We start from the raw sequence: 26,108 nt of genomic DNA, 5'->3' as shown, positions 1-26,108 counted from the left end.
GCCGCGTCAGCGCCCCATACGAGTTGACCGGTGGTCTATACGTGTCGGTCTCCTACGAGGGAGCAACCGGTATGGTACGATTGCCGAGCGTTCGACGTCCCGCTACATTTTTCGACGTGTTTACCGTTACTGCCGTGTCGATCGCGCTCGTGGCGACCGTCCTCGCCATCTGGCACGGCTCGTTCGTTCGCGTCGAGATGGGCGCATTCATCGCACTCATATTCATCTGGGTCGTGTGGGCTATCAACCGAATCCTTAACGAATCGATCCGGGGGTCGGAGCGGACGCGACGACGCGACCCGTAACGGTGACGAGTTATCCAGTGACGGTCGGTTTCGGACGGCAAACGAACCTATTAAGGGCAAAGTCCTACTTCGCCTCACTATATCCGGGGTGCTCTCCGCGCAGACGAGACTCTCGACTCGAGAGCGTCTCGAGCGCACTCGAATCAGTATCGCGACGGATATCTGGCGATCCGGTTCCGACGGTCGTAACCACAGCATGATACACCACACACTGTCGATTTCCGACGGACTGGCGACGAGGAGGGAACGATGAGCGGGAGCGACGAAGAACTCGCCAAGGACCTCGGCCCGCTCGCCGCGCTGACGATCGGTGTCGGGACCATGATCGGTGCGGGTATTTTCGTCCTTCCCGGGCCGGCGGTAGCGGAACTCGGACCGCTGGCGGCGCTGGCGTTCGTCATCGGCGGCGCCATCGCGCTGCTGACGGCACTCTCGGCGTCCGAACTCGGGACGGCGATGCCCGTTTCCGGCGGCGCCTACTACTACGTGAATCAGGGACTCGGCCCGATGTTCGGCTCGATCGCCGGCTGGGGAAACTGGATGGGGCTCGCGTTCGCTTCGGCGTTCTACATGTACGGCTTCGGCGAGTACGTCAATCAGTTCGTGAGCATCTCGTCGCTAACGCTCGGCCCCGTCGGCCTCGAGCCCGCCCAGTTGATCGGACTGGTCGGTGGGGCGTTTTTCATCGGGGTCAACTACGTCGGCGCGAAGGAGACGGGAAAGCTCCAGAACGTCATCGTCATCATCCTCATGGGAATTCTGGCAGTCTTCACCCTATTCGGACTCTTCAACGCCGATCTGGAGACGCTCCGACCGATCGATCCCTTCGGCTGGGCGCCCCTGCTTCCGGTGACGGGGCTCGTGTTCGTCTCCTACCTCGGCTTCGTCCAGATCACGTCCGTCGCCGAAGAGATCCAGGAGCCCGGAAAGAACCTCCCGCGGGCGGTGATCGGCAGCGTCGTCATCGTCACCGTGATGTACGCGCTAATTCTCCTGGCGGTGCTCGCAGCCGTCGAAACCGACGTGGTCGCCAACAACGAGACCGCCGTCGTCGACGTCGCTCGGATGTTGATCGGTCCCGTCGGCGCCGTGGCGCTGTTGCTCGGCGGACTGCTCGCGACCGCGTCCTCGGCGAACGCGTCGATCCTTGCCTCGTCCCGGATCAACTTCGCGATGGGGCGGGACAAACTGATCTCGCCGAAGATCAACGAGATCCACCCGCGTTTTGCGACACCGTACCGGGCGATTGCGATTACTGGCGCGTTCATTCTCCTATTCATCGCGTTCGGGAACCTCGAGTTGCTGGCGAGTGCGGGTAGCGTCCTCCACCTCATCGTCTACGGACTGTTGAACCTCGCGCTGATTGTCTTCCGCGAGGCCGAGCCTGAGGGCTACGATCCCGACTTTACCGTTCCACTCTACCCTATCACGCCGATTCTGGGCGCCGTCTTCTCCTTCGCCCTGATCGCGTTCATCGAGCCGATCGTCATCCTGCTCTCGCTGGGATTCGTGATCTTCGGCGTCCTCTGGTATCTCGGCTACGCCCGTTCGGAGATCGAGTCGCCGGGAGTGCTCGCCCGGTACGTTCTCGAGCGCTCCGAAGAGCTCCCGCATGCGGCCGTCTCCGCGACGACGTCCGTGCAGCCGGAAGGCGGCGACTACCGGGTGATGGTCCCGCTCGCGAACCCGGCTCACGAAAAGCATCTGATCACGCTCGGTTCGGCCATCGCCGCCCAGAACGACGGGACGGTCGTCGCCGTCAACATCGAGCAGGTGCCCGATCAGACGTCGCTGCGCGCCGCCCGAAAACAGAAGGACCACGAAGCGGCCTCGCACCTGCTCGAGCAGGCGCGAGCCAACGCCGAGACGTACGGCGTCGACGTGGAAACGCACGTGGTGCTCTCCCACCGGGGCATCGAGGAGGTGTTCGACGCCGCGAAACGGTACGGCGTCGACAGCTGTGTGATGGGCTGGGGGCCGGATTCGCACGGCTCGCCGGGTCGCGTCGAAACCAGGTTCGACGAACTCGCGCGGTCGCTGCCGTGTGACTTTCTCGTCTTCCGCGACCGCGGCTTCGATCCGTCTCGAATCCTGCTTCCGACCGCCGGCGGTCCCGACTCGGATCTCGCGGCCGCCATCGCGCGCGCGCTGCAGGACCAGTTCGACGCGAGGGTCACGCTGTTGCACGTCGCCGACGACCGCGAACGCGGCCGGCAGTTCCTCGAAGAGTGGGCCGCAGAACGCGGGCTCGAGGACGCGACGTGTACGGTCGAGACCGGAGACGTCCAGACGCGCATCGCCGAGGCCGCGTCGGACGCATCCTTGTTGATCATCGGGGCGACGGAGAAGGGCGTCCTCTCGCGACTCGCCCGCGGGTCGCTCATCCTCGACGTCCTCGAAGATGTCGACTGCTCGGTGTTGCTCGCCGAGAAACGTCACAAACGGACGATTCACGAGCGAATCTTCGGCACCCGTCGCGACGAGACGGCGGACGAGACCGGTGTCACGCCGGAGGCGGTAACGCCGGATTCGACCGACGGCATCGAGTGAGGTAAAGTGCGGAACCAATAATCGCTTACAATCCACTTTCGGGTTCCGATACTATTCTGCCCCCACAATCCGGAAAGCGAAATATTAAGGGCCGGTAATTCATCAATCAGGACAACGGGAATGTCGAGCACGCTCCGAATTCATCCATGTCACTCGTACTGATACTCGGCAGTCACTCGAGACGGAGGCACCGACGATGAGCGGTGGCGACGAGGAACTCGCAAAGGACCTCGGCCTAGTCTCGGCGCTCGCAATCGGGATCGGGACGATGGTCGGTGCGGGCATCTTCGTCCTGCCCGGTATCGCTGCTCGAGAGGCGGGACCGATCGTCGTTCTTTCGTTTCTCATCGGCGGTTCGATCGCCATGATCAACGCGCTCTCGGTGAGCGAACTCGGGACCGCGATGCCCAAAGCGGGCGGGGCGTACTACTACATCAACCGCGCGCTCGGTCCGCTGTTCGGTTCGATCTCCGGAATGGGCGACTGGATGGGGCTCGCCTTCGCGAGCGCCTTCTACTGCATCGGGTTCGGCGGTTACCTCGCGACGCTTCTCGACGGCGTCGTGCTTTCGGTCCCGGTCGCGGGCGAGATCGCGCTCCTCCCGACGATCGTGCTCGGGCCGCTGGTACTCTCGGATATCCAGATCGGCGCGTTGATCGCCGGCGTCGCGTTCGTCGGCGTCAACTACGCGGGTGCGAAAGAGACCGGCGGGATTCAGACGGCCATCGTCACGCTCTTGCTCGGGATCCTGACGATCTTCGCGATCGTCGGCTTCTTCTCGTTCGACTGGGGAACGGTCACCGTCGACGGTGGCGTCGCGCCGCTCGGCTACGGCGAGATGCTACCCGGCGCCGCGCTCGTCTTCGTCTCCTATCTCGGCTACGCGAAGATCGCGACGATCGGCGAGGAACTCAAAAATCCCGGTCGAAATCTCCCGATCGCGATCATCGGTAGCGTCGCCATCGTCATGGTCATCTACTCGATTCTCGTCGGTCTCATGGTCGGTATCATCCCTTACGACCAGATCGACGTCGACACCCCGATGTCCGACGTCGCGGGCGTCATCTTCGAGGGCAATCTCGGCGTAATTGGTATCACTTCGATCACGCTGGCCGCCCTGCTCGCGACGGCCTCAAGTGCGAACGCGTCGATCCTCGCCTCGGCGCGGATCAACTTCGCGATGGGCCGAGACAAGATCGTCACCGACTGGCTCAACGAGATCCATCCCAAATTCGCGACGCCGTACCGGTCGATCGCCGTCACAGGCGGCATGATCCTGCTGTTTATCGTCGTCCTCGGCGGCGACCTCGAGATCCTGTCGAAGGCGGCGAGCGTGTTGCACCTCGTCGTCTACGCGCTCATCAACGCCGCGCTCATCGTTTTCCGGGAGGCCGACGTACCGGAGTACGATCCGGACTTTACCGTTCCGTTCTATCCGATCACACCGATCCTCGGCATCGTCTTCTCGCTCGGGTTGATCGGCTTCATGGACATGATCGAGATCGCACTGAGTCTGCTGTTCGTCGTCGGGGCCGTGCTCTGGTACGGCGTCTACGCCCGCCACGAGACCGACCGAGAGGGCGTCCTCAGTAACTACATCCTCTCGCGGTCCGAGGAGATGCCGGACGCGGCCGTTTCGGCCGCGACCGCGGCGAAGCCGTCCGGGAAGCGCGACTTCACCGTAGTCGTTCCGGTATCGAACCCGCGGACGGAGTCTCATCTGCTCTCGCTCGGGAGCGTCGTCGCCAAGGCGAACGACGGCGTCGTGCAGGCCGTCCACATCGTCGAAGTGCCCGACCAGACACCGCTTCGGGAGGGCTCCGAGCACATTCGGCGGATCGACGAGGAATCGCAGCGACTGATGACCCGGGTCCGTGAGAGTACGGAAACGCTCGACGTTCCCGTCGATATCCGGACGGTCGTCTCCCACCGCTCGTTCGAAGAGGTGTTCAACGTGGCCCGCCGCGAACAGGCTGACACCGTCGTCATGGGTTGGGGTCCCGGCCGACCGTGGACCGCCGGCCGGGCGGAGCGACCGATCGACGAGTTGACCCACGATCTGCCGTGTGACTTCCTCGTCTTGAACGACCGCGGTCTCGAGACCGACCGCGTGCTCGTGCCGACCGCCGGCGGTCCGGACTCCGATCTCAGCGCCGAGATGGCCCGCTACATGCGCGACCAGCTCGGCTCCGAGATCACGCTGTTGAACGTCGTCGACCAGGGCGAGAAGGACGACGGGGAAGCGTTCCTGACCGAGTGGGCGGAAGACCGCGGTCTCGACGACGCTGCGATCCGTATCGACACCACCGGCGACGTCGAGGGGGCGATCGCGACGGCGGCACGCGATCACACGATGGTCATCATCGGCGCGACCGAGCGCGGACTGCTCTCGCGGCTCATCGGCGGGTCGCTGGCCTACGGCGTCGTCAACGAGGTCGAGTGTTCCGTCCTGCTGGCCGAGCGTCCGACCAAACGGTCGCTGTGGGACCGACTGTTCGGTCGACGGAACGATTGAGACCCGCCCTCGGCGCTCGCTCGGTACGCGTTCGAACGTCTGGCAACTCAGCGGTGGAGTTTTTGACCGACGACGTTCGAGTCGACCGCTCTCCGCGAGCCGAACGCTAGTTCGCTCCGGCTTCGAAAATCTCGAACATCTGCTCCGTAAAGCCGCCCCGGGAGAGGACCGTCAGGATGTCGCCAGGTCGAATTTCGCTGTCGCCCCGCGGCGTCAGGACGGCGTCGTCGCGCTCGATGGAGACGACGAGCACGCCATCCTCGAGAACACCCTCGCGTGCGGCGCGCTCTAAGGTCATCCCGGCGATCGGTGCGTCGTCGTCGACGGTGAGTTCGACGACTTTGTTGCCGCCGGCGAGACTGATGTAGTCGGAGAACTGCTGGTGCGTTTCGGCCGGCCCGAAGGGGTGATAGGCCTGAAACTGCTCCGTCCGCACGACCTTTTCGTCCTCGATGGCGATCCCGATCGAGGTGAGTTCTCGAGCGACGTCGTTCATTGCCTCGACGTCGTCCCCGACGGCGAGCACGTGGAGGTTCTCCTGTCCGGCCACGAACTCCCGGACGTTGACGACGCCCGTGATCGTTCTGGCCTGTTGGGCGATTCGCGCTCGCTCCTCGATGGGGGCCGTCCCCACGTAGAGCGTGCGCAACATCTCGGCGGCGGCGTCGAAATCGACGTTCGCGTGGTAGCCACGGATGATCCCGGCGTCCTCGAGTTGGGTGATTCGGTTCCGGATCGTCGCCGGCGAGACGCCGACCTCGTCTGCGATCATGGGCGCAGACGTGTTTCGCGCGTCTCCCATCAACGCGTGGATAATGCGTCTGTTCACTTCGTCGAGGCGGATACTCATAGCGACCCGTACGGCGACGGGATTGAAGGATGCTCCCTTTTGTTCGCGTATCGCTGGCTCAGAATCGAGACGGTCCTCGTCGGTAGCGACGCCCCGTTCGACGGTCGACGCGATCACAGCACCGCCGAAACCTCGTCGAGCACCGTCGCGTCGACGAACAGCACGACGTGATCGCCCGCCTGCGGAACCGTCGTCCCGCGCGGGGTGATGAGTTCGCCGCCGCGTGAGATCGCCCCGATGACGACGCACTCGGGGAGATCGGCCATCGAATCCGCGATCTGACGGCCCGTCAACGCGCTCTCCGGCCCGAGTTCGACTTCGATGACCTCGGCGCGATCGTGCTCGAGCATGGCGATCTTCTCGGTCTGATCGGTGCGGGTGAAGCGGACGATCTCTTCGGCCGTCTCCTCGCGGGGGTTGATCGCGACGTCGATCCCGACTGTCTCGAAGAGGTCGCCGTACTCGGTGTTCTCGATAACAGCGACGGTTCGATCGACGCCGACCCGGCGGGCGAGCAACGAGACGAGCAGGTTCTTCTCGTCGCTGTCGAGCGCGGCGATCACGATGTCGGCCTCGTCGATGTGCTCGCGGGCGAGAAACTCCGTATCGGTTGCGTCGCTCTCCATGACGAACGTCTTGGGAAGCGCTTCGGCGATTTCGCGGGCGCGCTCGTGATCCCGTTCGACCAGTCGCGGCTCGAACCCGTGGGCCTCGAACTCGCGGGCGGTCTGAAAGCCGATCTCGCTGCCGCCGACGATGACCACGTCGTCCGCACTCGAGGTCGTGTCGGTGACGGTCGCCATCGCGAACTCCTTGACCGAGTTGGGGCTGCCGATGACGACGATCCGGTCGCCGGCACTGAAGACGGTTTCACCGCGGGCGACGATCATCTCGTCGCCTCGGAAGACGCCGGCGAACGTCATCGAATCGTACTGATCCGCCTCCTCGACGCGCTGGCCGACGAGCGGACTGTCGGAACCGATATCGAACTCGGCCATCCTGACGAGCCCGCCGGCGAACATTTCGACGTCCTGGGCCTGCGGGAAGCCGGAGATCCGGAAGATCGTCTGGGCGACCAGCAGGTCGGTACAGACCATGAAGTCGACGCCGAAGGCGCCCTCCGCCCCCTCCCACGTGTTCAACAGCGTGCGACGGCGGACGCGAGCGATGGTGAACGTATCGCTCACGCTCTTGGCCGTGCCACAGACGACGATATTCGTCTCGTCACTGTCGGTGCACGCGACGATCAGATCCGCTCGCTCGAGACCGGCTTCCCGAAGGGTCTCGAGTTCGGTCCCGTCGCCCTGCACCGAGAGCACGTCGTACGAGTAGGTGATCTCCTCTGACACCTCCGGATCGCGTTCGACCACCGCGACGTCGTGCGAGTCGGCGAGGTTCGAGGCGATCATCTGTCCGACCTGCCCCGCCCCGACGATTAGTACGTACATTGGTAGACCATCCTCCAGAGGGACATCTTCTCTGCATGTTTTGGTGGCGAGACGAAAGGCGTTACGACGGACCGCTCACGGTCCTGCTCGTCGACCGGGACCCGAGCGCCCGTGGACATCGGTCGAACCCCGAACCCGACTGCACGCGATAGCGCCGCTGCATCTCGGGTGCCGAAGAACTCATCTGCAGCCGCTACGTCGGTTCGCCCAGAGAGGCTCACGGAACCGATGATGTTACCAACTCACGCGGTGATCGGATTGGCGGTAGCGACGCCACTCCTGGTTCTTTCACCCGATCTCGCGCCAGCCGCGCTCACGGGAGTCCTCGCCGGGAGTCTCGTTCCGGACCTGGATCTGTACGCCGGCCATCGCCGGACGCTCCATTATCCGACGATCTACACGCTCCTCGCGCTCCCGCTTGCTCTCGTCGCAGTGATCGTTCCGACGACCGTTAGCGTCGGTGTGGCATCCGTCGTCGTCGGGGCGGCCATACACTGCCACGCAGACCGGTTCGGCGGCGGGCTCGAACTCCGCCCGTGGGAGGGAACCTCCGAACGCGCGGTCTACGATCACGTTCGCGGACGCTGGCGGCGACCGAAGCGGTGGGTCCGCTACGACGGCGCGCCGGAGGATCTGTTGGTGCTGGTGTCCCTCGCCGTTCCACTGCTCGTCGTCCTCGAGGGGCCGTTTCGCGCCGCCGTCGCCGTCGCGCTGGCGATCGGTGCCGTCTACGTCGGACTTCGCCGGCGATTAGCGACCCTCGCACCGACCGTGTTCGGGTACGTTCCTAAACGGCTGGAGGGATACGTCCCGGACCGATATCGAACGTAGGGCTGTGCTGTGAGCGACGGCGAACGCGATCTCGTTCGTTTACCGACGCGTGAACGGTTCAGCTCGCCGAGACGATTCCGAAGACGTCTATGGGGTTTAAGAGGTGTGGGTAACACTGACCACGCCATGCAACGTGAGGGTACTAAAACTGCAACTTCCGCGACGGACGAACCGGAGGACGTTCTCGCGCGACTGTTCCGAAGCGGACGGACGAACGCACTCCTCTCGTGGGTGCTTGTCGGCGTCCTCTGTCTGGTCTTCCTCGAGAGCGTACTCGATTTTGACAGGCTGTGGATACTGTTCGTCGCGGCAACGGCGACCATCGTTCTCGCCCCGCCGGTCGCCTACTGGGACTGGCGGATGATGCTGCCGTGGGAACTGCTCGTGGTGGCACTGCTCCCGATTCTCATTCGCGGACTGGTCGGCGGTGAACTCGGGACGTTCGGATACTATCTCTCGGTCGCTGGGCTGGCATTGCTTCTCATCGTCGAATTCCACATGTTTGCCGTCAGCGACCTTCGACTGACCCACTGGGCGGCGGTCGTACTGGTCGTCATGACGACGATGGCGTCCGGCGCGGCGTGGGCGATCGTTCGGTGGAACATGGATCGGCAGTTGGGCACCTCGTTCCTGACCGAACCGGGGATATCACAGGACACCGCAAACGCGACACTGATGGGTGAGTTCGTCTGGGTTACCCTCGCCGGACTGGTCGCCGGAATCCTCTTCGATGCGTACTTCAAACGCCGTGGCCGGTACCTTCGCCGCCGACTTCGGCAGGTGGTGCGGCGATGACGCTCCTTCCGCGCCCCTCCCTGCGAACCCAGCGCCGACTCACTCGCGGAATGCAGGTGGTGCTGATCGGAATCGTCGGCTACGGCTTCCTCTTCTGGCAGCCGAAGGCGATCATGAACGGAGGTATCGCGTTACTCATCACGTTCGCCCCGGCGCTACTGGAGAAAAACTACGATCTCCCGCTGGATCCGTGGCTGGGGCTCTGGATCACGCTCGCCGTCTTCTTGCACACGATGGGCTCGGCCGGCCTCTACGCCAGAATCGGCTGGTGGGACCACATCACCCACGCGATGTCGGCGTCGCTCGTCGCCGGCATCGGCTACACGACCGTCCGCGCCGTTGACCTCCACAGCGACGAGATTCACATCCCTCACCGATTCGCGTTCGTCTTCATCTTGATCGTCGTGATGTCCTTCGGCGTCATCTGGGAGCTGTTCGAGTTCGGGCTGGATATCGCCGCAGACGCCACGGGAATCACGATGCCGCTAGCGCAACACGGTCTCGACGATACCGTCCGCGATATGATGTTCAATACGCTCGGGGCGATCCTCGTCGCGACTTTCGGACAGGTCCACCTCTCCGGCGTCGCCGAAACCGTCAGAGAGAGCCTCTTCGGGATCGAGTAGGACGACGATCCGCTCGCGGTCGTGTGGCTCAGTTTCGCTCGCAGGGGGCTCGGAGAACGAAACCACAATTCTATACTGATCGACTGACTGGTCCCTGCTATGCCTCCGATACCGTTTGCGGAAATTCTCGTGGGGATCTATCTCGGTCTCCTCGCCGCAATTTTCCCGTCGTTGATCGCCTTTTCCGTCGGCTTCGGCTTCAAGTACTTCACCAACGTCACCGTTCCCGGGCTCGGTGTCGTCGTGCTCGGCGGCGCCCTCGCAGGGGTTTCCGGCGGGTTGATGGGGCTGATGGATCCCGAGTTGGCCGAAAGCTGGTCCGGCATTATCGCCGTGTTAGTGATCCTGATGGCCTGTCTGTGGGCCCACAGCCAGGGCGACAAACTCGGCACCGCGACCCCCCGAAAACTCACGCTCAAGACGCTCCGCGAACACAAGCTCTCGACCGATCTGGCCGACCGCGTCGATTCGTACGGGCAGATTCGGCTCCGTCCGATCGGCACCGTCCACGATATCGAGGGCTACCCGCCGCTTTCCGACGACCTCCGCGCCCAACTCGAGAGCGGCTCGTGGAAATTTCCGGCGAACCTCTCGCTCGCGGAACTCGAGGACCGACTCGAGGAACGGTTGCTGACCGACCACGAACTGGCGGAGGTGAGCGTGACCGTCGATCGAAAGGGGCGCGTCGAGCTCGCCGCGGCCTCGAGCGGAGCGGGGCTGTCCCGTCGCGTGCCGGCCGGAAAACGCGCCGTCTCGATTTCGACTCTCCTGCCGACCGGGTTGGCGCGGGGCGATAGCGTGACGGTTCGGCTCCCCGATGGCGACGTCACCGGCCCGGTCGTGAGCGCTCGCACGACTGGGGCCGAGACGCCGGCGACAGCCGAGAGTCCGAGCGCGGACGAAACAGAGACGGACGATGAGTCGGACGCGTCCCCTCCGGCGCAGACGGTGGCGACGACGACCGGCGGGGACGGACAGGTCACGGTCGCGCTGTCCCCCGAAAAGGCGCGACGCGTCATTCGGAGCGAGACCGCTCCGATCGTCGTCCACTCCCGCGGGAAACAGCGGGAGTACGAAGCGATCGGGGTCCTCAAACAGAACGGGAACCGGTTCCGGAAGGTCACGGTCGGAACCGGCAGTTCGCTCGCGGGGACGACGCTCGGAAGCGCGAGAGTCCGGGATTCACACGACGTCGCGATCCTGGCCGTTCGGCGCCTGTCCGAACGCATTATCGCCCCTCGTGGAACGATGGAACTACAGGCCGGCGACGCGTTGATCGTCGTCGGGAAACGCGATCCCCTGCGCGCGTTCGAGGAGGTGGCGAAATGAGCCTCCTCGCGTCGGTGTTCGGGCATCCAGTGGTAGAAGGAGTACTTCGTATCGTCGGGTTGGCCCTGCTGGCCGGGATCGTAACGACGATCGCTGCGTTCGTCTACCGCGTCAGGGCGCGGACCCAGTTCCCCGAGGGAGCGACGCTCATTCTCGGGCTGGGCGCCGTCGCGCTCTATCTCAACACGCGGCTGGTGTTCGTCCAGTTCATCGGAGACGCCGGCGATCCGCTGACCGTCACCGAGGCGGTGGTCAACATCTCGGTATTCGTCGCGGCCGGCGTCGCCTCCTACGGCGGGCGTCGGATCGGCGATCAGGCCGGCACGTCCGAACGGATCGACTGGGGCTGGCTGCAGCCGGATTTCAGTCCGATCGTTCGGGCTGCCGGCCGGTTCATCACCGTCACCCTTCCCGACGAAATCGAGGACATCGAGGGCTACGAGCCCGTCGACGACGACACGAAATCCGCGCTCGCCGGGCAAACGCTGGATTTTCCGCGGGGACTGACCGTCACCGACCTGCGGTCACAGCTCGTCGCCCGCCTGAAAGAGGAACACGACATCGGCTACGTCGACGTCGAGCTCGCCGACGACGGGACCGTCGAGTATCTCGGCGTCGGACAGCGAGCTGCCGGTATCGGGCCGACCCTGCCGCCGAACTCCGCGGCGGTCGCTGTCCGGGCGGACCCGCCGTTCAGTGCGTCTGCCGGCGATACCGTCCAGTTGTGGCGCGTCAACGCCGACGGCGAAACCCGACTCGGGGCGGCCGAACTCCGCGCCAGCGTCGGCCCGGTCGCGACGCTCATCACGGACGACTCGATCGCCAAGACGGTCGATCCAACGGAGCCGTACCGACTGCTGACGCTCGCTGCGGAGTCACACCCCGACCGGGAGTTCGCCGGGATGCTCCGCCGTGCCGATGAGACGATGAGCCTCGTCGATATCACCGACGCGAGTCCGCTTGTGAGTACTCCGCTCGGCGCCCTCGACGTCACGATCATCGCCGTCCGGTCCCCTGGCGGCGAGGTGGAGACGATCCCGAAGCGTGACCGGTCGATCGACGCTGGTGACCAACTGTTTGCAATCGGACGGCCCGAGTCGCTTCGAAAACTCGAGGCCGTGGCGGGAGTACGGGTAGCAACCGGCGACGACGCCCTTCGAGAAGCCGCTGGCGAGGCGGTGAGCTGGGTGCCCGGAGACGGGCAGACTCGAGACGCAACGGCGACGCGACGGGAGCGCGAGGAGTGGGTCGAGTACGACGACTCCGAGTAGGATCGAGTCTCGTCGGATCGGATCCCGATCGCGGCCGCAGCGTATCACGCCGTCGTACCGGTCGTGAAGCCAGATTTTTATATTCGGCAGCCAACCGATGGCTGTGAATCGCCGTCTCGGCTACGTCTCCCTATTGGTCGCTATCGGACTGGGTATGACCGCTGGTGTCGTCAGACGGTTCGACGTCGCAGTGGCTCCGGGCGAGGTCGGTGGTGTTCCCGTTACGAGCCTGTTCGCCCAGGCCCTGCTAGTCGCGGCCGTCGGTTTCGCGGCGTTCGGCGGCTACGTACTGGTCGTCGGCTATCTCCTCACGCAGACGGCCGACAAACGGCGCCGACACGACCTCAACAACATCATCCGATTGGCGTTCATCATGCTCGGAATCGTCGGTGTCCTCGGCGTGCTCACCCAACAGTACGTCGGCGTCTTCTTCTCGCTCGGCATCGTCGGCTTCGCCGTTACGTTCGCCCTCCAACAGCCGCTCTTCTCGCTGATCGGCTGGCTCTACATCATGATCAAGCGGCCCTACGGGGTCGGCGACCGCGTCGCAATCGAGGGCTCGAAAGGCGACGTCGTCGAAGTCGACTTTCTCGTGACGACGCTGTGGGAGATCAACGGGGAACTCGTCAGCTCACACCAGCCCTCGGGGCGCGTGATCACCCTCCCCAACAGCGTCGTCCTCTCCTCGCACGTCCACAACTATTCCTACCAGGAGTTCCCCCACGTCTGGAACGAGCTTTCGGTTCAGGTGGCCTACGAAACCGATCTCGAGTTCGCTCGCGGCCTGATGATCGAGGAGGCGACCGACTATCTGGGCGACGACATGCAGCGAGCGATCGAACTGTATCGGAAGCGACTCGCGAAGACGCCGGTCGAACTCGAGGTCCGCGACGGGCCGTCGGTCAACGTCGCCCAGGGCGAATCGTGGGTCGACCTTCGACTCCGATACCTTGTTCACCCCCGAGAGGGCCAGCGCGTCCGTAACGACCTCTACGAACGGATCCTCGAGCGGATGAACGAGCATCCGGATCGAGTCGGATTCCCCGTTAGTCGGAGTCGATAGCGCTCGAGGGCGACGCCGGACGCTCAGCCCGTGAGCGGGCGACGCCCACCGAAATCACAGCGACGTCTCGGCCCCGCAGATCGCACTGGTCACGTCGTCCATCGCGGCCTCGGCGCGATCGACAGCGCCCGTGAGGCTCAGAAAGCCGTGTGCGAGCGACGGATAGTGACAGTGTCGGAGTTCGACGCCGGCAGATCGCAGTCGGTCGGCGTACGCCACCCCCTCCGACCGGAGCACGTCGTGGCCGGCCGTCGCGATCACGGCGGGTGGAGCGTCCGCGAGCGACTCGGCTCGTAACGGGGCTGCGAGCGGGTCGTCGGCGTCGGTCGGATCGGCGAGATACTGGTCCCAGAACCACGCCATATCCGCGCGGGAGAGCAGCGGCGCGTCGGCGTGCTCGCGATACGATGGCGTCTCGAAGTCGCGGTCGAGAATCGGATAGCAGAGCACCTGCACGGCCGGGGAAACGTCTCGGTCGCGGGCCCGGAGCGCGACCGCGGCGGCGAGACCGCCCCCGGCGCTGGTCCCCGCGATTCCGATGCGATCGGGGTCGATACCGAGGGTGTCGGCCTCGTCGTGCGCCCACTCGAGGGCGGCCCACGCGTCCTCGACGGCCGCCGGGAACGGGTGTTCGGGGGCCAGTCGATAGTCGACCGAGATTACCACCGCGCCGACGCGCGTCGCGAACGCCCGACAGAGGTCGTCGGCGGAGTCGAGCGTTCCGAGAACCCAGCCGCCGCCGTGACAGAAGACCAGCGCCGGGAGGGGGCTGCCAGCCACCTCGGATGGCGTTTCGGGCCGGTAGAGCCGCACCGGCACGTCACCGGCGGGGCCGTCGATGCGCCGATCGGAAACCTCGTGTACGGTCGGCCCGTCGCCCGCCGAAAACGCCTCGTCTTCGACGCGCCGCGCTTCGGCGACGGTCATGCTGTGCCACGGCGGGAGGTCGGCTACTCGGCCCTTACGAAGTACGTCGGCGAATTCCGGGTCCAATTTGTCGGTTACCACGTCGTCCATACGCCGTCGAGTACCGAATCCAAGTTAGCAGTACCGGCGCTCGAGCCGTCACGGTCGATGGAAAACAAGTTCCACGTCCCCGAAAGACGATGGTTCCAGGTCCATACTCGCGGGCAGCGCGCCGAAACACTTCAGTGAGACCGACCCAACCGTCACGCATGGATTCCGGCTTCGATCAGGACCGCACCCACGGCGACGGTGTCGCGTACGCCCGCGAGCGGGACGACGACGACCCGCTCTCGAGCTTTCGGGATCGGTTCGACGTTCCCGGCAAGCTCTACTTAGACGGGAACTCGCTCGGCCCGATCTCGGACGCGGCCGAGCGATCGCTCGATCGAGCGGTCGAGGAGTGGCGAACCATGGGCATCAGCGGCTGGACGGACGCCGAACGACCCTGGTTCTGGTACGGCGAGTCGCTAGGCGACGATCTCGCGCCGCTGGTCGGTGCCGACGAGGACGAGGTGGTCGTCGCGAACTCGACGACGGTCAACATCCACACGCTCGTCGGCACGTTTCTAGACGCTCGAGGCGACCGGCCGCCGGGAATTCTGGTCGACGAACTCGACTTCCCGACCGACCACTACGCGTTGCGCGCGCAGTTGCGCCAGCGCGGCTACGACCCGGACGAGCACCTCCACGTCGTCGAGAGTCGGGACGGCCGAACGATCGCGGAGGCGGATATCGTCGCGGCGCTGGAGGAACGCGAGGTGGGCATCGCGTTCCTGCCGTCGGTGCTCTACCGGAGCGGCCAGCGACTCGATGTCGAGCGCATCACCGCCGCGGCCCACGAGCGGAACGTCCTCGCCGGGTTCGACCTCGCCCACTCGGTCGGCGTCGTCCCCCACGAGCTTTCGGCACACGGCGTCGACTTCGCGGTCTGGTGCAGTTACAAGTACCTCAACGCCGGCCCGGGCGCGATCGCGGGGCTGTACGTCAACGAGCGCCACCTCGGTACAACCCCGGCCCTGGCGGGCTGGTGGGGCCACGAGAAGGAAACGCAGTTCGAGATGCGCGAGCGGTTCACGCCGGCCGATTCGGCCGGCGCGTGGCAGATCGGGACGATTCCGGTGCTCAGCGCCGCGCCCCTCGCCGGAGCGCTCGAACTCGTCGACGAGGCCGGTATCGACGCGATTCGCGCCAAGTCGCTCGCGTTGACCTCCTACCTCGTCCACCTCGTCGACGACAAACTCGCGGAGCTGGACTGTTCGGTCGGGACACCCCGGGAACCGGAAGAACGGGGTGGCCACGTGGCGATCGAACACCCCGACGCGGAACGGGTCAGCCAGGCTCTCCGCGACCGCGGGATCGTCGTCGACTTCCGCCAGCCGAACGTCATCCGGGTTAGTCCGGCGCCGCTGTACACCCGTTTCGTCGACGTCTGGGAGTTTTCGGAGCGGCTCCAAGCGGTTCTCGAGGACGATGCGTACGAGACCGTCGACACCGACGGAACCGTGTCCTGACGAATCGTCGTCCGTTCGGTCAGTCGGAGCCGATGAGCCGCGAGTTCGTCACGTGGGTCGAGAGTGGGAGAGTAGCCACTGGAAGTCAGTGTAACGCTCTGGGATCGTCATCACCGCCGTACCGCGTGTTGGCCGATGGGCCTTTATGCAGCGTCGCTCGCATGAGGGTATGGCCGACATGACTGTGGACGAGGCGATGGAACGGTACGGCCCGACGGAGCCAACTGCTGACGATTTTCTCGTACTCGACGACCCCCACTACGCGTCCGAAAACGTCGCTCTCGTGACTGGTGCTGGATCGGGCATTGGTCGGGCGACAGCACTTGCGTTCGCCGCGAACGGACTCACCGTCGCCGGCACGGACCTGAACGAAGCGGACCTGGAGGCCGTCCGGTCGACGGCCGAAACACTGTCGCTACCGGGTGAGATCGTCCCGATCGTTGGTGACCTGACAGTCGACGAGGACCTCGACCGGATCGTCGACGAGGCTGCCGATCACGGTTCGATTCGGTATCTCGCGAACATCGCCGGCCTCCAACACGTCGCTCCGATCGAATCGTTCCCCCTCGAAAAGTACGACACGATGCAGGCGGTGATGCAGCGAGCGCCGTTCGTCCTTTCGAAGGCGTGTCTGCCACACTTCCGGGACAACGAGGACGGCGGCGGTGTCGTCGCGAACATGTGTTCGGTCCACGGCCACATCGTCACCCGCGACAAAGTCGCCTACAACACGACGAAGTTCGGCCTCCGGGGACTGACGCAGTCGATCGCCGCCGAGGGCGACGGACGCGTCCGATCGTTCTCCGTCAGTACGGCCTACGTCAAGACCGCGCTCGTCGCCAAACAGCTCCCGGCGACTGCGGACCGCCGCGGGATGACCGTCGACGAAGTCGTCGAGACGGTGATGCTCGAGCGAACCCGTGTCAAAGAGATGATGGAGCCATACGAGGTCGCCAACCTCTTCGTGACTGGCTGTTCGACCCACAGTACACACCTCAACGGTGGCGACATGACTCACGAAGGCGGAATGTCGCTAACGTATTAGGGCGTCGTCCCTCTCGAGCGGACTACGACTGGGCCGTCCGCCGTGGCACGGGTTTTTGACAGCTATCCGTTAGTACGTGGATCAGACGACATCTTGATGTGTGGCCCGTCTGAGTGGGAGACATGCTCACGTTCTTGCGTCGACTCGGAGAACGCTGTTCCGATCTCTCCGAGGAATACATTCCCGACCCCTACGTTATCGCCATCGTTCTGACGTTCGTCGCGGTCGCCGCTGCGCTCGGGACCGGTGCCGGACCACAGGAGACGATGAACGCCTGGACGACCGGCGTCTGGAGTCTGCTACCATTTATGGCCGCCATCTCGATCCTGTTGATGACCGGGGACGCTATCGCGAAGTCGCCGACGTTCACGCTCGGCCTCGAGCGACTCGCGCGGTTGCCCAACTCTCGGTTCAGCGCCGTCTGGTTCACCTCCTTCGTCGCGATGGCTGCGGCCATCGTCTCGTGGGCTATCGGACTGATCGTCGGGGCGATCATGGCCAAACGCGTCGCCTACGAGTGCCGGGAGAAGGGAATTGACGTCCACTACCCGTTGCTGGCTGCGGCGGGGTATACGAGTCTCATGGTCTTTCACGGCGGACTCTCCTCGTCGGTCGGGTTGATGATGGCCGATCCGTCGCTCGTCCCGTCGAACTTCCCGGACTACGCCCGCGAAGGGGTCCCGCTCTCGCTGACCGTCGGAAGCACCGCGAACATCGTGACGACCGGCACACTGTTGCTCGTGATCCCCGTGGTGATGGGGCTGCTCCATCCGAAAGACGGTATTCGAGAGCTCCCTCGAGCGACGTACGAGGAGATCGATGAGGTCGTGTCCGAAGCGTTCGGGCCCGACGGGGGCCCCGTCGCCACCGACGGCGGCCGCGAACGGTTCGCGGATCGGCTCAACGATTCGCGACTCATCGGCCTCTCGATCGCCATCTTTCCGGCGTACTTCGTCCTCAACGCGTGGGTCCTCCAGCCCGGCGGAATTTCGAACCTGACGCTCAACAGCATCAACGCGTTCTTCCTGATGCTCGCAATTTTGCTGTGGGTTCGCCCGACCGCGATCGTCGCCCAGATGAAAGACAGCGTCTCCAACATTTCCGGCATCATCTTCCAGTTCCCGTTCTACGCCGGGATTGCCGGCCTGTTGACCGGAACGGGGCTGGCAACGGTCATCGTCGAATCCGTCGGTGGGTTCGCGACGCCGATGACGTGGCCCGTGATCGGCGTGATCGTCGCCGGGTTCGTCAACGTCTTCATTCCCTCGGGCGGCGGCCAGTGGGTCGCGATGGGGCCGATCATGATGGAGATCACCGTCGGCCTCGGGATGGCCCCCGAGGACGCCATCATCATCGAGATGCTCGGCGACCAGCTAACCAACATGATCCAGCCGTTCTGGGCGATTCCGCTGCTGGCCATCGCGAACCTCCGCGCTCGAGACATCATCGGGTATACCACCGTGGCGATGCTCATCGGCTTCGTCATCGTCGGCGGCTGGTTGACGCTGTTCCTCGCGATCCTGTAGCCGCTCGGAACGGTGCTCGCGAACGTTTTTCCGTGACTCGAGCGAACAGTCACCCATGTCACGCTGGGTGTTCGTCGGCGCCGCGGTCGTCGGACTCCTCCTGCTGGCCGCACTCGCCGGTTCGCCCGCCCTTCACAGCGCTGGTGACTCGGAGTGTCCCGGCCTCGAAGACGCGACGAACGGTACGGAGCCAGCCTCGAGTCCGTCCGAGTCCGATATGGGCGGCGATAACGGCGGCGCCTACGCCGACTGTCCGATCGACGACGGGGCGGAGATGGGGTCGCAGGGGGTGTAGCGTCGGGATCTTCTCGAGCACTGCTCCTGGCTCAGTATAGTACCAACCGACACTCTTCACACACTGACTTTCACAGTGGCTACGATACAGCCGTCACCTCGTCCGTCAGATCGTCTCGAGGAACTTCCGGGCCTGTGTCTCGCCGTCGCGGACCAGCCGCTGGATGAACTCGGGATCGCGATCGAGTTTGGTTCGCCAGTCGAGGGTACTGCTGCGTGGAAATCGGATGCGCTTGATGTCCGTGTGGGTGTAGCGATCCGGGAGGTGTCCCTGCTCGATCCAGTCGTTGACCTGCTCGACGAACCGAACCTCTGCGTTCAGCGAGAGGTTCCCCGAGAGTTCGTTCCGTCGATTGTTGATTCCCTCCATCGTCCGCGGGGGGTCGGGCCGTTCCTGTGGGTTAATTTTGATCAGCCAGATTTCGTCGGGATCGACGATATCAGCCGCGTCCATGAAATCGCTTATCGGCGGATTTTTGGAGAACAGTCCATCCCAGTAGTGGTTCCCGTCGATCTCGACAGCTTCGAACAGGTGGGGTTCGGCCGCCGATGCCAGAATCGCACTGGAAGAGATGTCGGTCTCACGAAAGACTTCGAATGTGCCAGCACAGACGTCGATTGCACTGATAAACAGGCCGGGCTCGGTGCCGTCGAGCAGGGCTGGTACTGAGTTGAAGTCGATCGTCGACTCGAGGAGGTCGCGAAACTCGTTTTCGCCCCACTTCGATCCCGGCGAGTAGGACGGACTGATCTCGGGCATCGGGATCCCGGCCCGTTGAAGTCGGATGTTCCATCGAAGGAGGTTGTTCGCAGCTCGGTGGAGCGGCGAGGTCGCGGATAACTCGGTCCAGAACTCCGAGAGCAGTTCGCCGGGATCTTCGTCGGGATGGACGTGGCCGTACCACGCTAGCGACGCGCAGGCCGCCCCGCCCGACGTTCCGCTGAACCCGACGATGGTGTACTCTTCGGGGATGCTCCCGAGTAGTTCCCGAAGGACGCCCGCCGTGAACGCCGTGTGGCTGCCACCGCCCTGACAAGCAATTGCAACGTTCGTTTCGTTAGTTGACATGCACCCCTCTCACGCTGGAACCTCCTTAATACGCCCGACCGACTGTCGTCTCGTCCCTGTAAGCGCTCTACGTTAGTGCGGGCGAGGACCGGTGATGGCCCACGTGTGCTCGAGATCGGACGTCCAGAAGTATCTGTCAAACAGGAACTCCGATGATTCGCTACTTAGCTACAGTAGCCACTGGAAGTCAGTGGACACCCAATCACACGACGGGAGCGCGGTTCGGAACCCGCAGGGTTAGAACCGCGGACTGTGCGATCGGTGGGTGAACGGTTCCAATTGTTATGATAGTACTCGAGAAGTGTTCGATGAGGGAAAAATAGCACAGCGTCAGCCGTCTCTCACTGACACCGACCGACTACAGCTGGTCCACCCCGCCGCTGGAGTCGTCGTATTCCTGTCTGCGTTCCTCGAGTGCCGCCTCGAACTGTGCCTGCGTAAGCACGATGTCCTCGACAGCCGTCGGCGTCTCCCCGGACTGAGACTGGACGTGCTCACGAACGGCCGTCGTCGCCGCCTCACGACACAGCGCTGCCAGATCGGCACCCACGAAGCCGTCCGTTTCAGCTGCGAGGTGATCGATATCGACGTCGTCGGCCAACGGCCGGTCCCGGGTGTGGATATTCAGAATTTCGCGTCTGGTCTCCTCGTCCGGCTCGCCGACCTCGATCTTGCGCTCGATACGGCCCGCACGCGTCAGGGCGTCGTCGATGAGGTCGGGACGGTTCGTGGCCGCGATCACGATCACGTCCTCGAGTTCCTCTAACCCGTCGAGTTCGGTCAACAGCTGTGAGACGACGCGTTCGCCGACGTTCGAATCGCTGCCGCCGCTCCCGCGTTTCGTCGCGATGGAGTCGATCTCGTCGAAGAAGATCACGGTCGGTGCGTTCGACCGAGCCTTCTCGAAGATCTCGCGGACGCCCTTCTCGGACTCGCCGACGTACTTGTCGAACAGTTCGGGCCCCTTGATCGAGATGAAGTTCGAGTTGGCTTCGTTCGCGACGGCTTTCGCGAGCAGCGTCTTCCCGGTCCCGGGCGGCCCGTGGAGCATGATCCCTTTCGGCGACTGGAGATCCACCTGTTTGTACGCGTCAGGATACTCCAGTGGCCACTGGATGGCTTCCTGCAGCCGAGCTTTGGTCTCTTTGAGACCGCCGACGTCGTCCCAGGTGACGTCGGGCGTCTCGATGAAGACCTCGCGGAGTGCGCTGGGTGAGATTTCCCGGAGCGCCGTCCGCATGTCTTTCTCGGTTACCTCGAGCGTTTCGAGCGTCTCGGCGTCGATCTCATCGCCGTCGAGGTCGAGGTCGGGACGGACGCGTCGGAGCGCGTTCATCGCTGCTTCGCGAACGAGACTCTCGAGATCCGCGCCGACGAAGCCGTGCGTGTTCTCGGCGTACTGTTCGAGATCGACCGACTCGGCGATCGGCATCTCGCGGGTATGGATCTGGAGGATCTCCGTTCGCCCCTTCGTATCCGGTGCGCCGATCTCGATCTCGCGGTCGAAGCGACCGCCGCGGCGGAGGGCGGAGTCGATCGAGTCGACTCGGTTCGTCGTCCCGATGACCGTTACCTGCCCACGGTCCTCGAGGCCGTCCATCAGCGACAGTAACTGTGCGACGACGCGGCGTTCGACGTCCCCTTGTGTGTCGTCTCGCTTCGGGGCGATGGAGTCGATTTCGTCGATGAAGATGATCGCCGGCTCGTTCTCACCGGCCTCCTCGAAGACCTCTCGCAGTCGCTCCTCGCTTTCGCCGTGATACTTCGACATGATCTCCGGGCCGGAGATCGTCGAAAAGTTGGCGTCGATTTCGTTGGCGACCGCCTTTGCGATTAGTGTCTTTCCGGTTCCGGGCGGTCCGTGAAGCAAGACGCCTTGCGGTGGTTCGATGCCGAGTGCTTGGAAGAGTTCGGGATGGGTCATCGGCAGCTCGATCATCTCGCGAACCTGATCCAGTTCGTCGTCGAGGCCACCGACATCCTCGTAGGCGATTCCTGGGCCTTCTGAACTGCCAGTCGCTTCGTCTCCGCGTTCGATGTCGACTTCCTCGACGGACTGCTCGACCACGTCGATGCTCGTCGACTGCGTCACGACAACGGTACCGTCCGGCTCGGTATCGACGATCCGGATCGGGATCCGGCGACTGGATCGACCCATCAGCGAGCCGAAGCCGAGCGCGAGCGGGACGGTTTGTCCCGCCTGAACCGCGCGGTTAGCAAGCTTCTCACGCAGATACGATGCGAGATTACCACTGATCTGAAGCCCGTCTGGCAGTGCGATCGATAGCTCGTCTGCCGGCTCTACGTCGGCCTGTTCGACCTGGACGAACTGATCGATTCGTGTTCCGATGGTTTTGCGTGTCTGGCCATCGATGCCGACGACACCGCGGAGTCGGTCGCCTGACCGTCCCGACCGAACACGGACGACCGCAGTTCCAGCCTCGCTTTGGATGGCAACGAAGTCACCATCGGAAACGCCGAGTTCTTTCATCGCCTCACGGTCAATCGCGGCGATACCTTTCCCTGCACTCTTTCGATCGAGCGGTTTTACAATTAGTTTCATAAGATGTTCTCTCCTTGTCCAAACTGTGCCCGAAGCGGAACTCCTGTCATCTCAGATTGCCGAGACAAATACAGCGCTGGACGTGGCATCTCTAGGGAGGCACGACTGAAATAGGTGTGTGCTTAAAATAACAGTCAGAAACAACTTCTAGTCGGCATTTCGCCGTCGTACTTTGTCCACGTCTGTAGAGCCATCCGGATCGACGGTGAACGTTCGCAATTTCCTGGCGTCTGTCGTCAAACTCGCCTCGAAGGTGGCGTGCTATCACCTCGAGTTGCAGCGATCGACCGCTCATCGTTTCGGGAACGCATTTACAACCGCGGGGTCTATCGAGCAATAATGACTGACGAAGCCGACACCGCAAACGCGGGCTGGTTTTCGGATCTGGCGCCGGGGGATCTCGAGGGCGCCAGTAGCGCGATTATCGGAGGGGCTGCCGACCACTCCGAGGACTGGCCACAACTCGCCGTCGAAACCGGGTACGTCGATTCAGCAGGGGCGTATTACGATCAGCTCCACGAGGCGACGATGCACGCGACACGCCGGGAAGTCGCCAAGCGCGAACAGGCCGACGACCGCCAGCTCGTCCACGCCGTCCGCGCGATGGACGACTGCACCCGGACGGCGAACGAACTCGCCGAACGGCTCGCCGAGTGGGCCGGCACCGTCGATCCGGACGCCGGGACGGGCGTCGATTACGCCCGCGAACTCGCGACTCGAGAGCACGACCCGGAACCCGGGCAGGAACCACTTGTCTCGCTCGCCGAGCGCGTCGCGGCGCTTGCCGATGAGGCGGACGAACTGCGAGAGTACGTCGAACGGCAGACGCCCACCGTCGCGCCGAACCTCTCGGCGCTCGCCGGCCCCGTCCTCGGGGCGCGGCTGATCTCGTTGGCCGGCGGGCTCGAGACCCTCGCGAAGAAACCCAGCGGAACCGTACAGATCCTCGGCGCCGAAGACGCCCTGTTCGCACACCTGCGCGGCCACGCGCCGTCGCCCAAACACGGCATCATCTACACGCACGACGCAGTTCGAGGAACCCACCCCGACGAGCGCGGCTCGGCGGCGCGTGCGGTCGCCGGCAAACTCGCCATCGCCGCCCGTGTCGACCACTACTCCGGCGACGTGAAACCGGAGCTCGAGGCCGAACTCGCAGAGCGGATCGAGACGATTCAGGCCCGGAGCGCCGACGGGAGCGGTGCCGGTACCGACGACAGCGAGGACGCGGGTGAGTCCGATGAGTGACCTTCCCGACGGCGTCGAACGCCGCCAGTTCGACGGCACCGAACGGCTCGCGACCCGTGGCGACCCCGTCTACGGCGAACCAACTGATGGAGAGTGGCGCGCCTGGAACCCGACCCGCTCGAAGCTCGGCGCGATGCTCGCCCTCGAGATGGACACCGGCCTCGAAGGCGGCGAGACGGTGCTCTACCTCGGCGCGGCCAGCGGGACGACCGCGAGCCACGTCGCGGACTTCGCCGGGCCGACCTACGCCGTCGAGTTCGCGGCGCGGCCGACACGGGATCTGCTCGAGGCCGCCGAGTCGCGACCGCGGCTGTTTCCGTTGCTCAAAGACGCCCGGAAGCCCGAAACCTACGCTCATGTCGTCGAATCGGACGTCGACGTGATCGTACAGGACGTGGCGACCCGGGGGCAAGCGAGAGTGGCGCTCGAGAACGCACAGTTTCTCGCCGATGACGGCCGACTGCTGCTGGCCGTCAAGGCCCGGAGCGAGGACGTGACTCGCGACCCCGGCGACGTCTTCGAGGACGTTCGGGCGGAACTCGAGTCGGGGTACGAGGTGCTCGAGACGCGACGGCTCGAGGAGTACCACGCGGATCATCTCGGAATCGTCGCACAACCGAGATAGAACGGCCGAAAACGGGTCTCCGGAACCCACCACTTCTCGTCGCTAACAAATATAAGGGCGTTTGTGGGATATTATCATGACATGTCGGAGCATCCCACGATCGGAGACACGCTCGAGCAGACCGTCGACCGCTATCCCGACCGCGACGCGATCATCTATCCGCGAAAGGACCAACGGTGGAGATACGCCGAGTTCGACGAACGGGTGAATCGGCTGGCGAACGCGCTTCTCGACGCGGGGATCGAGACGGGCGACCGCGTCGCGACGGTGCTGTACAACGGCTCGGAGATGGCACTCACCGTCTACGCCTGCGCGAAGATCGGGGCCGTCTTCACCCCGCTGAACTTCCGGCTTCCGGCGGGCGAGATCGAGTACATCGTCAACGACGCGTCGGCCGAACTGCTGCTGTTCGAATCGGCGACCAGGGAGTCGGTAGAGGGCGCTCGGCCGGCGCTCGAGACCGTCGAAGACTACGTCTACATCGACGACGACGTGCCGGAGTACGCGACGGACTTCTACGAGCTACTCGAGTCGAGTTCCGCCGACCGTCCCACCGTTCGCGTCGCGGAGGACGACGTCTACGCCTTCATCTACACCTCGGGGACGACGGGCCGTCCGAAGGGCGTGGTCCACGAGCACCGAAGCATGGTCGAGCACAACCTCATCTGTATCGCCGAGGGCCGGATGACTCGCGACGACGTCGGCCTGTCGGTGATGCCGCTGTACCACTGCGCCGAACTCCACTGCAACCTGTTCCCGCGGATCCACCGCGGCGCGGCGAGCGTCATCCACCACGAGTTCGAACCCCAGGCCGCCCTCGAGGCGGTCGAGGAACACGACGTGAGCCTCCTGTTCTGTGCGCCGACGGCCTGGAACGCGCTGTCGCTGACCGCGGCCGAACTGGGCGTCGACGTTTCGTCGCTGCGACTCGGACTGTACGGCGCGGCACCGATGCCGGAGCAGGTGCTCGAGAACTGTCGGGAACACCTCTGTGAGGACTACCTCCAGGCGTACGGGATGACCGAAATCGGTCCCGCCGGCGTTTTCCAGCCGCCGGAGGACCAGCTCTCGAAGCAGGGCTCCGCCGGCGTCGCGGCGTTGAACCACGAACTGCGCGTGATCGAACCCGACGGGGACCCCGACCAGACGGTCGCTAACGGTGAGATCGGCGAGATCCTGATTGCCAGCCCGTGTACGATGCGCGAGTACTGGAACCGTCCCGAGGCGACCGAGCGATCGTTGCGCGAACGCGACGGGACGACGTGGTACTACACCGGCGATCTGGGCCGGTTCGACGACGACGGCTACCTCTACGTCGTCGACCGGAAAGACGACATGATCGTCTCCGGCGGCGAGAACATCTATCCGGCGGAGGTCGAGGACGTCCTGTTCTCCCACGACGCGGTCGAGGAGGCGGCCGTCCTCGGCGAACCCGACGACGAGTGGGGCGAACTGGTCGTCGCATACGTCGTCGCCGACGGCGTCTCCGCCGAGGAGTTAGACGCGTTCGTCCTCGAGAGCGACCTCCTCGCGGACTTCAAGCGCCCGCGGGCGTACTACTTCGTCGACGAACTCCCCAAGAACCCCAGCGGGAAGATCCAGAAGTTCAAACTTCGGGAGGACGAGGCGGACGTCGATCCCGACGCCGAAACGATCGCGTCCTGACCGTCGCCGACGGCTT

21 protein-coding genes are annotated in these 26,108 nt (G+C 64.3%); 16 read left to right on the top strand and 5 right to left on the bottom strand.

The window, feature by feature from the left end; translation table 11 throughout:
• Positions 1-134: 134 nt before the first annotated feature.
• The 3 genes from ACSFC5_RS08705 (at position 135) to ACSFC5_RS08695 (ending at position 5,370) form a co-directional block, all read left to right on the top strand.
• A complete protein-coding gene (locus tag ACSFC5_RS08705; RefSeq protein WP_440764821.1) occupies positions 135-305 on the top strand; it encodes a hypothetical protein in 171 nt (56 codons plus the stop codon).
• A 249-nt stretch (positions 306-554) separates the two neighbouring features.
• Positions 555-2,855, top strand: a complete 2,301-nt coding sequence (locus tag ACSFC5_RS08700) for an amino acid permease (protein WP_440764820.1) — start codon at positions 555-557, stop codon at positions 2,853-2,855.
• 196 nt (positions 2,856-3,051) lie between these two features.
• Positions 3,052-5,370 (top strand): amino acid permease, encoded by a 2,319-nt coding sequence (locus ACSFC5_RS08695; protein ID WP_440764819.1) that lies wholly within the window; start codon positions 3,052-3,054, stop codon positions 5,368-5,370.
• A 106-nt stretch (positions 5,371-5,476) separates the two neighbouring features.
• Here ACSFC5_RS08695 and ACSFC5_RS08690 read toward each other — a convergent pair whose 3' ends face one another.
• On the bottom strand, positions 5,477-6,220 hold the full coding sequence (locus ACSFC5_RS08690) for an Lrp/AsnC family transcriptional regulator (RefSeq protein WP_440764818.1): 744 nt from the start codon (positions 6,218-6,220) through the stop codon (positions 5,477-5,479).
• A 113-nt stretch (positions 6,221-6,333) separates the two neighbouring features.
• Positions 6,334-7,668, bottom strand: a complete 1,335-nt coding sequence (gene trkA / locus ACSFC5_RS08685; protein WP_440764817.1) for a Trk system potassium transporter TrkA — start codon at positions 7,666-7,668, stop codon at positions 6,334-6,336.
• Positions 7,669-7,896: 228 nt separating this feature from the next.
• On the opposite strand from trkA, the gene ACSFC5_RS08680 reads away from it, so the two are divergent.
• The 6 genes from ACSFC5_RS08680 to ACSFC5_RS08655 all read left to right on the top strand — a co-directional run bounded on the left by ACSFC5_RS08680 (position 7,897) and on the right by ACSFC5_RS08655 (position 13,583).
• Positions 7,897-8,499: a metal-dependent hydrolase gene (locus tag ACSFC5_RS08680; RefSeq protein ID WP_440764816.1), complete on the top strand. Its 603-nt coding sequence runs from the start codon at positions 7,897-7,899 to the stop codon at positions 8,497-8,499.
• Positions 8,500-8,625: 126 nt separating this feature from the next.
• Positions 8,626-9,294, top strand: a complete 669-nt coding sequence (locus ACSFC5_RS08675) for a hypothetical protein (protein WP_440764815.1) — start codon at positions 8,626-8,628, stop codon at positions 9,292-9,294.
• Positions 9,291-9,920 carry a DUF2238 domain-containing protein gene (locus ACSFC5_RS08670; protein ID WP_440764814.1) on the top strand — a complete coding sequence of 210 codons (630 nt, stop codon included), beginning with the start codon at positions 9,291-9,293 and terminating at the stop codon, positions 9,918-9,920. Before ACSFC5_RS08675 ends, ACSFC5_RS08670 begins: the two co-directional genes overlap by 4 nt.
• Before the next feature lie 99 nt (positions 9,921-10,019).
• Positions 10,020-11,249 (top strand): DUF8167 domain-containing protein, encoded by a 1,230-nt coding sequence (locus ACSFC5_RS08665; RefSeq protein WP_440764813.1) that lies wholly within the window; start codon positions 10,020-10,022, stop codon positions 11,247-11,249.
• On the top strand, positions 11,246-12,520 hold the full coding sequence (locus ACSFC5_RS08660; protein ID WP_440764812.1) for a DUF8167 domain-containing protein: 1,275 nt from the start codon (positions 11,246-11,248) through the stop codon (positions 12,518-12,520). The genes ACSFC5_RS08665 and ACSFC5_RS08660 overlap by 4 nt, the downstream gene beginning before the upstream one ends.
• A 103-nt stretch (positions 12,521-12,623) precedes the next feature.
• The gene (locus ACSFC5_RS08655; RefSeq protein WP_440764811.1) at positions 12,624-13,583 is read left to right on the top strand and encodes a mechanosensitive ion channel family protein; all 960 of its coding nucleotides are present in this window, start codon (positions 12,624-12,626) and stop codon (positions 13,581-13,583) included.
• 54 nt (positions 13,584-13,637) lie between these two features.
• Here ACSFC5_RS08655 and lipP1 read toward each other — a convergent pair whose 3' ends face one another.
• Complete coding sequence (gene lipP1, locus ACSFC5_RS08650; protein WP_440764810.1) at positions 13,638-14,600, bottom strand: LipP1 family hormone-sensitive lipase; 963 nt, start codon at positions 14,598-14,600, stop codon at positions 13,638-13,640.
• A 158-nt stretch (positions 14,601-14,758) separates the two neighbouring features.
• Between lipP1 and kynU the strand changes: the two genes are divergently transcribed.
• The 4 genes from kynU to ACSFC5_RS08630 all read left to right on the top strand — a co-directional run bounded on the left by kynU (position 14,759) and on the right by ACSFC5_RS08630 (position 18,926).
• The gene (gene kynU, locus ACSFC5_RS08645) at positions 14,759-16,060 is read left to right on the top strand and encodes a kynureninase (protein ID WP_440764809.1); all 1,302 of its coding nucleotides are present in this window, start codon (positions 14,759-14,761) and stop codon (positions 16,058-16,060) included.
• A gap of 178 nt (positions 16,061-16,238) precedes the next feature.
• Positions 16,239-17,105: an SDR family NAD(P)-dependent oxidoreductase gene (locus ACSFC5_RS08640; protein ID WP_440765034.1), complete on the top strand. Its 867-nt coding sequence runs from the start codon at positions 16,239-16,241 to the stop codon at positions 17,103-17,105.
• Positions 17,106-17,227: 122 nt separating this feature from the next.
• Complete coding sequence (locus ACSFC5_RS08635) at positions 17,228-18,631, top strand: TIGR00366 family protein (RefSeq protein ID WP_440764808.1); 1,404 nt, start codon at positions 17,228-17,230, stop codon at positions 18,629-18,631.
• 55 nt (positions 18,632-18,686) lie between these two features.
• Positions 18,687-18,926, top strand: coding sequence for a hypothetical protein (locus tag ACSFC5_RS08630; RefSeq protein WP_440764807.1), 240 nt, complete (start codon positions 18,687-18,689; stop codon positions 18,924-18,926).
• Positions 18,927-19,031: 105 nt separating this feature from the next.
• On the opposite strand, the gene ACSFC5_RS08625 is transcribed toward ACSFC5_RS08630, so the two are convergent.
• Positions 19,032-19,994 carry a patatin-like phospholipase family protein gene (locus ACSFC5_RS08625; RefSeq protein WP_440764806.1) on the bottom strand — a complete coding sequence of 321 codons (963 nt, stop codon included), beginning with the start codon at positions 19,992-19,994 and terminating at the stop codon, positions 19,032-19,034.
• A gap of 358 nt (positions 19,995-20,352) precedes the next feature.
• A complete protein-coding gene (locus ACSFC5_RS08620; protein WP_440764805.1) occupies positions 20,353-22,557 on the bottom strand; it encodes a CDC48 family AAA ATPase in 2,205 nt (734 codons plus the stop codon).
• A gap of 339 nt (positions 22,558-22,896) precedes the next feature.
• Here ACSFC5_RS08620 and ACSFC5_RS08615 point away from each other — a divergent pair, with 339 nt between their 5' ends.
• The 3 genes from ACSFC5_RS08615 to ACSFC5_RS08605 all read left to right on the top strand — a co-directional run bounded on the left by ACSFC5_RS08615 (position 22,897) and on the right by ACSFC5_RS08605 (position 26,092).
• On the top strand, positions 22,897-23,802 hold the full coding sequence (locus ACSFC5_RS08615) for an NOP5/NOP56 family protein (RefSeq protein ID WP_440764804.1): 906 nt from the start codon (positions 22,897-22,899) through the stop codon (positions 23,800-23,802).
• Positions 23,795-24,427, top strand: coding sequence for a fibrillarin-like rRNA/tRNA 2'-O-methyltransferase (locus tag ACSFC5_RS08610; protein WP_440764803.1), 633 nt, complete (start codon positions 23,795-23,797; stop codon positions 24,425-24,427). Before ACSFC5_RS08615 ends, ACSFC5_RS08610 begins: the two co-directional genes overlap by 8 nt.
• Before the next feature lie 81 nt (positions 24,428-24,508).
• The gene (locus tag ACSFC5_RS08605; RefSeq protein WP_440764802.1) at positions 24,509-26,092 is read left to right on the top strand and encodes a fatty acid--CoA ligase; all 1,584 of its coding nucleotides are present in this window, start codon (positions 24,509-24,511) and stop codon (positions 26,090-26,092) included.
• Positions 26,093-26,108 lie beyond the last annotated feature (16 nt).

The organism is Natronorubrum marinum (assembly GCF_052040125.1).
Lineage (GTDB): Archaea > Halobacteriota > Halobacteria > Halobacteriales > Natrialbaceae > Natronorubrum.
Note: the sequence above shows the minus strand (reverse complement) of the source record. Positions and strands in the feature narration are given on the sequence as shown.

What these genes read in the sequence shown, in the direction of transcription:
- trkA (WP_440764817.1), bottom strand. Translation starts at nt 7,668, where the DNA reads ATGTACGTACTAATCGTCGGGGCGGGGCAGGTCGGACAGATGATCGCC.
- ACSFC5_RS08660 (WP_440764812.1), top strand. Translation starts at nt 11,246, where the DNA reads ATGAGCCTCCTCGCGTCGGTGTTCGGGCATCCAGTGGTAGAAGGAGTA.
- kynU (WP_440764809.1), top strand. Translation starts at nt 14,759, where the DNA reads ATGGATTCCGGCTTCGATCAGGACCGCACCCACGGCGACGGTGTCGCG.
- ACSFC5_RS08690 (WP_440764818.1), bottom strand. Translation starts at nt 6,220, where the DNA reads ATGAGTATCCGCCTCGACGAAGTGAACAGACGCATTATCCACGCGTTG.
- ACSFC5_RS08605 (WP_440764802.1), top strand. Translation starts at nt 24,509, where the DNA reads ATGTCGGAGCATCCCACGATCGGAGACACGCTCGAGCAGACCGTCGAC.
- ACSFC5_RS08630 (WP_440764807.1), top strand. Translation starts at nt 18,687, where the DNA reads ATGTCACGCTGGGTGTTCGTCGGCGCCGCGGTCGTCGGACTCCTCCTG.
- lipP1 (WP_440764810.1), bottom strand. Translation starts at nt 14,600, where the DNA reads ATGGACGACGTGGTAACCGACAAATTGGACCCGGAATTCGCCGACGTA.
- ACSFC5_RS08680 (WP_440764816.1), top strand. Translation starts at nt 7,897, where the DNA reads ATGATGTTACCAACTCACGCGGTGATCGGATTGGCGGTAGCGACGCCA.
- ACSFC5_RS08615 (WP_440764804.1), top strand. Translation starts at nt 22,897, where the DNA reads ATGACTGACGAAGCCGACACCGCAAACGCGGGCTGGTTTTCGGATCTG.
- ACSFC5_RS08640 (WP_440765034.1), top strand. Translation starts at nt 16,239, where the DNA reads ATGACTGTGGACGAGGCGATGGAACGGTACGGCCCGACGGAGCCAACT.
- ACSFC5_RS08665 (WP_440764813.1), top strand. Translation starts at nt 10,020, where the DNA reads ATGCCTCCGATACCGTTTGCGGAAATTCTCGTGGGGATCTATCTCGGT.
- ACSFC5_RS08700 (WP_440764820.1), top strand. Translation starts at nt 555, where the DNA reads ATGAGCGGGAGCGACGAAGAACTCGCCAAGGACCTCGGCCCGCTCGCC.
- ACSFC5_RS08675 (WP_440764815.1), top strand. Translation starts at nt 8,626, where the DNA reads ATGCAACGTGAGGGTACTAAAACTGCAACTTCCGCGACGGACGAACCG.
- ACSFC5_RS08670 (WP_440764814.1), top strand. Translation starts at nt 9,291, where the DNA reads ATGACGCTCCTTCCGCGCCCCTCCCTGCGAACCCAGCGCCGACTCACT.
- ACSFC5_RS08620 (WP_440764805.1), bottom strand. Translation starts at nt 22,557, where the DNA reads ATGAAACTAATTGTAAAACCGCTCGATCGAAAGAGTGCAGGGAAAGGT.
- ACSFC5_RS08610 (WP_440764803.1), top strand. Translation starts at nt 23,795, where the DNA reads ATGAGTGACCTTCCCGACGGCGTCGAACGCCGCCAGTTCGACGGCACC.
- ACSFC5_RS08625 (WP_440764806.1), bottom strand. Translation starts at nt 19,994, where the DNA reads ATGTCAACTAACGAAACGAACGTTGCAATTGCTTGTCAGGGCGGTGGC.
- ACSFC5_RS08635 (WP_440764808.1), top strand. Translation starts at nt 17,228, where the DNA reads ATGCTCACGTTCTTGCGTCGACTCGGAGAACGCTGTTCCGATCTCTCC.
- ACSFC5_RS08695 (WP_440764819.1), top strand. Translation starts at nt 3,052, where the DNA reads ATGAGCGGTGGCGACGAGGAACTCGCAAAGGACCTCGGCCTAGTCTCG.